The following is a 5,147-nucleotide window of genomic DNA, read 5'->3' as shown; positions in this document are numbered from 1 at the left end:
GATACCATACGACGAAGCTGGCTTGATACGCTTCAGATCAGCGATCAGGGCTTCAACGTTTTCCTTCAGCTTGACGGCATCAAAGCCGACTTTGCCAACGGAGGTGTGAATGATGCCGTTTTTGTCGGTGCGATAACGAACCTGACCAGCCTTGGCGTTTTTAACCGCGGTAGCTACGTCTGGAGTCACGGTGCCGACTTTAGGGTTAGGCATCAGACCACGTGGACCAAGGATCTGACCCAGCTGACCTACAACGCGCATTGCATCCGGGGAAGCAATTACGACGTCATAGTTCAGGTCGCCGCCTTTCATTTCGGCAGCCAGGTCGTCCATGCCAACGCGGTCGGCGCCGGCGGCCAGAGCAGCTTCAGCTGCTGGGCCGTGGGTGAAGACAGCTACACGTACGGTCTTGCCAGTACCGTGTGGCAGCACAGTAGCGCTACGAACGACCTGGTCGGATTTACGTGGGTCAACGCCCAGGTTTACAGCAACGTCAACAGACTCGCTGAACTTGACAGTCGACAGCTCGGTCAGCAGAGCAGCAGCGTCTACAAAATTGTAGGACTTGCCCGCTTCGATTTTGCCGGCGATAGCCTTTTGGCGCTTGGTCAGCTTAGCCATTACACACCCTCCACGTTAAGGCCCATGCTACGAGCAGAACCGGCGATGGTACGCACGGCTGCATCCATATCAGCTGCAGTCAGATCCGCGTTTTTGGTTTTCGCGATTTCTTCCAGCTGAGCACGGGTCACGGTGCCAACCTTAACGGTGTTAGGACGAGCGGAGCCGCTAGTCAGACCAGCAGCTTTCTTCAACAGAACCGAAGCCGGGGTCGACTTGGTTTCGAAGGTGAAGCTACGGTCGCTGTATACAGTGATGATCACTGGAGTCGGCAGACCTGGCTCAATACCCTGAGTACGGGCGTTGAAGGCCTTGCAGAATTCCATGATGTTCACGCCGTGCTGACCCAGAGCTGGACCAACAGGTGGGCTTGGGTTGGCCTGAGCGGCCTTCACTTGCAGCTTGATGTAAGCGGTAATCTTCTTGGCCATGAGGCACTCCAATTACGGGTTCGAACGCCTCGAAAGGCTCCCCGGTTACTTGCGCGTTTATCCCAGTGACGACAAAACCCCACAGCCTAAGGCTGCGGGGTTGGGATGCTTGCTCAGCTAGACTTTTTCGACCTGGCTGAACTCTAGCTCTACCGGAGTAGAGCGACCGAAAATGAGCACTGCCACTTGGATCCGGCTCTTTTCGTAGTTAACTTCTTCGACGGTGCCGTTAAAATCAGCGAACGGACCATCTGTGACACGAACAACCTCACCCGGCTCGAACAACGTCTTCGGCTTGGGCTTGTCGCTACCGTCAGCAACGCGACGCAGAATTGCTTCTGCTTCTTTGTCAGTGATCGGAGCAGGCTTATCAGCGGTACCGCCGATGAAACCCATGACGCGAGGAGTGTCCTTGACCAAGTGCCAAGTACCCTCATTCATGTCCATTTGAACCAGCACGTAGCCAGGGAAGAACTTACGTTCGCTTTTGCGTTTCTGGCCATTACGCATTTCAACCACTTCTTCAGTGGGAACCAGAATTTCGCCGAAGCCATCTTCCATGCCTGCCAGCTTTACGCGCTCTAGCAAAGAGCGCATGACATGCTTCTCGTAACCCGAGTAAGCATGCACAACGTAAAAACGCTTAGCCACGGGACACCCTTAGCCAACAATCAAGGAAACAAGCCAGCCGAGCAGGGAATCAAGCCCCCACAACAGCAACGCCATAACCAGAACAACAGCTACCACGATCAACGTGGTCTGCGTGGTTTCTTGGCGAGTCGGCCAAACGACTTTACGGATCTCGGTACGAGCTTCCTTCACCAGGACCGCAAACGACTTGCCTTTTGCAGTCTGCAGGCCAACAAAGGCAGCAACAGCAGCAAGGGCGAGCAATGCGAGGACACGGTACAGGATTGGCGACCCAGAGTAGTACTGGTTGCCAACAACGCCTACAACCACAACAGCGACTACTACAAGCCACTTGAGCAGATCGAAGCGAGAGCCTTGAGCTTCAGCCTTAGGAGTCATCTATGAAGATCCTGTGAAAAGAAAGCCAGACACACCAAGTGAATCTGGCAGGTCAGGAGGGAATCGAACCCCCAACCTACGGTTTTGGAGACCGTCGCTCTGCCAATTGAGCTACTGACCTAAAACAAAATCAGGCCGACAATTATGCCGATCTGAAAAAGACTTTACAACAACAAACCCCTGCAGACCTGAAACCCACCCAAACAAAACAGCGAGAGAGGGCATATTCAACCAGAGGTAGCTGTTAAAACAAAGGCAGATATTTTCATATCTGCCTTGTTATATGGAGCTCTTGAGCGGATTTGAACCGCTGACCTCACCCTTACCAAGGGTGTGCTCTACCAACTGAGCTACAAGAGCGAAACAACTTGCACAACCTGCAAACTTGGAGCGGGTAGCGGGAATCGAACCCGCATCATCAGCTTGGAAGGCTGAGGTTCTACCACTAAACTATACCCGCGGAGCTTGCAGCTCACGCTAAAATGGTGGAGGGGGAAGGATTCGAACCTTCGAAGTCGTAGACGTCAGATTTACAGTCTGATCCCTTTGGCCGCTCGGGAACCCCTCCTAAGCGAGCCGGCATTCTACATCATGCCAGCCTTCTGTCAAGCATTTTCTCATTAAAAAATATGAGGTTAGCTGCGTTGACCTTCACTTCACCCTGTCGACCTAGAAGGTCTTCACTGCGAAGCGGGCGCCATTCTATGCAAACTATTCGAAGGTTGCAATGCCTTCGCACGGCATTATTTTATGTTTTAACTCATTGAATTCATTAGCAAGGTTTTCAAAGGGCAGATCATCGGCCAGACGCCTGCTTTCAGGGGCCACTCGCAGCCAGTATCCCGACGCATCAGGCAGGTTCAGAGACTGCAGCCTGACCTTGATATCCAGGCTGGTGAGGCGCTGCTCAACGGACTGAGCCTCTTTCTGATCAGGCAAACCGCCGATATACAAGCACGTCGCCTGCGCATCAGGCGCTTTTGCCCTGTCTCGCCGAACCATCGCATCAGCCGATTCGCTCAACAGGCGGATATCTTGCTGAGAACCACGATAGAGAGCCAAAGGCGTGACATCTTTAGCGCGCAGAGGGGCCTCCTGCTGATGCCAGATGTAATAGAAGACATTGAGGACCAGCAAAAGCAGAAACAGCCAACGCATAAAAACCTCAGGACAAAGGGCACGCCATCGCCAAGCCAACAAAAACCAGATCAGGGACGAGCCTACCGTGAGGCACAGCGTCAGCCACGAGCTCAGCGTCCCCACCGGTAAGGAAGACGGTAAAATCGCTCCCCCAATAGCTTCGAGCCAACTCCAGCTGGGTCAACACAAAGCCCCTCAGCATGAGCGTACAGCCGCGCTCTACCGCCTCCACAGTTGTGCGCCCTGGAGACAGCGCCTCAAGAGCCCGTTCAGCGGCGATATCGTCATAGCGTATTTTGCGGGTATGTGTTCGAAGCTGATTACGCATCAGCGGCATCCCCGGACAAATGAAACCGCCGAGATGCTCACCGTCTGCGGAAATGAAGTCTGCTGTTGCGGCAGTGCCAAAATCGAGCACCAGGCACGCGCCCGACGCCAGCTGAAACCCACCCAGCATCGCGAGCCAACGATCCAGTCCCAGGCGCTCGAAATCTTCGTACCCGTTCCGCACCCCACCCATCTGCCTCGCCGAAGCAGCACACAGCACCTTGACGCCAAATGCCTCGACCAGGGTAGCGACCAGTTGACTTGTCTCATCCGAAGCGCGAACACTCACCAGCCGGCAGTGTTTTAACGCGAGCCCCGTGAGCGCGAACAGGCTGTCGATCAGCGAGGCATCCGACCCAACGACACCTTCGGCAAAGATACGAGCCTTATCCGACTCAAGTACCCGCCATTTGATAAAGCTATTCCCACAGTCGAGCTCAAGAATCATCACGCAACCTCAGGCTTAGCTCACCACCGCTATATACTTTCTCAACACCATCCACGCTCAACCGCAATGCACCTTGCCCATCGACCCCCAGCACCACGCCGTCAATCTGGTTCACGCCCGCGATGAGCGATACAGGCCGGCCCTGCCATAAATGGCTTTGCTCCCACTCACCCTGGATTGCCGAAAAGCCAGATGCCTGGTGACGCTCAAGATAAGCCTGCAGCTGCACTCCAAGACGCGCTACCAGGTAGTTGCGATCAACAGCACTGCCGCTCTCCAACTGTACGGAGCTCCATTGCTGATCGACCTCATCCGCCTTCTGCATGTTCACGTTGATGCCGATACCAATAACGACGTGACAGACGTCAGCGGGATCCCCGACCAGTTCCAGGAGAATTCCGGCGATCTTTTTCTGCCCGACCAAAACGTCATTTGGCCACTTCAACCCTGCACCACGAACACCTGCGTCGCGCAGCGCCTGCATAACTGCAAGTCCGACCACCAGGCTTAGCCCTTCCAACTGACGCATGCCGCCTTCGATCCGCATCACAAGGCTGTAGTAGACGTTTTGAGCGAAAGGACTGACCCACTTTCGTCCGCGCCTTCCCCTGCCTGCAGTTTGCTGCTCTGAAAGCACAAGAAATGGCGCAGTGCGACCCGATTCAATCAGCCGCAATGCCTCGGCATTGGTAGAGTCAATGGAGTCAGAGATATGAACAGGCCATGCAGGAACAGGTACATGCCGAGCTATTTCATCGGCACTTAACAGTATCAGGGGCGCAGCCAACTGATACCCCCTGCCGCGCACTTTATGGATAGGTAGACCCAATTCCGCCTCGAGATGCTGAAGCTGCTTCCATACAGCACTGCGACTGACACCCAAGGCAGCACCGAGCGCCTCCCCGGAGTGGAATCGGCCATCTTTTAGAAGTTTCAACAACGTCAGCATGCAGGTCTCGCCTCACAATGAGGCACGCATGATAGCCATGCATTAGGCCATTGCATAGAAAGGCAGGACGTTAGCATTGAAGATGCTTGAAATTCGACCGCCCAAATTTTCCGACCGCGCAAAACAAAACCCCTGACTGCATAAGCAATCAGGGGTTCTGGAATTTAATCTTGACGATGACCTACTCTCACATGGGGAAACC

7 protein-coding genes and 4 tRNA genes are annotated in these 5,147 nt (G+C 54.3%); all 11 read right to left on the bottom strand.

The window, feature by feature from the left end:
* Positions 1-621: 50S ribosomal protein L1 (gene rplA / locus ACIOMR_RS30700; protein WP_401198166.1), on the bottom strand; the 621-nt coding region annotated here is incomplete at its 3' end.
* The gene (gene rplK, locus ACIOMR_RS30695; RefSeq protein ID WP_003210097.1) at positions 621-1,052 is read right to left on the bottom strand and encodes a 50S ribosomal protein L11; all 432 of its coding nucleotides are present in this window, start codon (positions 1,050-1,052) and stop codon (positions 621-623) included. The genes rplA and rplK, both read right to left, overlap by 1 nt.
* A 117-nt stretch (positions 1,053-1,169) precedes the next feature.
* Complete coding sequence (gene nusG / locus ACIOMR_RS30690; protein ID WP_401198162.1) at positions 1,170-1,703, bottom strand: transcription termination/antitermination protein NusG; 534 nt, start codon at positions 1,701-1,703, stop codon at positions 1,170-1,172.
* 9 nt (positions 1,704-1,712) lie between these two features.
* Positions 1,713-2,081 (bottom strand): preprotein translocase subunit SecE, encoded by a 369-nt coding sequence (gene secE, locus ACIOMR_RS30685; RefSeq protein WP_003210099.1) that lies wholly within the window; start codon positions 2,079-2,081, stop codon positions 1,713-1,715.
* Between the two features lie 45 nt (positions 2,082-2,126).
* Positions 2,127-2,202: transfer RNA gene (locus tag ACIOMR_RS30680), tRNA-Trp, on the bottom strand.
* Positions 2,203-2,365: 163 nt separating this feature from the next.
* A tRNA-Thr gene (locus ACIOMR_RS30675) sits at positions 2,366-2,441 on the bottom strand.
* Between the two features lie 26 nt (positions 2,442-2,467).
* Positions 2,468-2,541 (bottom strand) — tRNA-Gly (locus tag ACIOMR_RS30670).
* A gap of 23 nt (positions 2,542-2,564) precedes the next feature.
* Positions 2,565-2,649: transfer RNA gene (locus ACIOMR_RS30665), tRNA-Tyr, on the bottom strand.
* Positions 2,650-2,792: 143 nt separating this feature from the next.
* Positions 2,793-3,239, bottom strand: coding sequence for a hypothetical protein (locus ACIOMR_RS30660; protein ID WP_087692334.1), 447 nt, complete (start codon positions 3,237-3,239; stop codon positions 2,793-2,795).
* Positions 3,240-3,246: 7 nt separating this feature from the next.
* Positions 3,247-3,996: a pantothenate kinase gene (locus tag ACIOMR_RS30655; protein ID WP_003210103.1), complete on the bottom strand. Its 750-nt coding sequence runs from the start codon at positions 3,994-3,996 to the stop codon at positions 3,247-3,249.
* The gene (gene birA / locus ACIOMR_RS30650) at positions 3,986-4,945 is read right to left on the bottom strand and encodes a bifunctional biotin--[acetyl-CoA-carboxylase] ligase/biotin operon repressor BirA (RefSeq protein WP_003210105.1); all 960 of its coding nucleotides are present in this window, start codon (positions 4,943-4,945) and stop codon (positions 3,986-3,988) included. The genes ACIOMR_RS30655 and birA overlap by 11 nt, the downstream gene beginning before the upstream one ends.
* Positions 4,946-5,147: the final 202 nt, after the last annotated feature.

Origin of the sequence: Pseudomonas sp. NPDC087814, from assembly GCF_044742865.1 — a bacterium.
Lineage (GTDB): Bacteria > Pseudomonadota > Gammaproteobacteria > Pseudomonadales > Pseudomonadaceae > Aquipseudomonas.
Note: the sequence above shows the minus strand (reverse complement) of the source record. Positions and strands in the feature narration are given on the sequence as shown.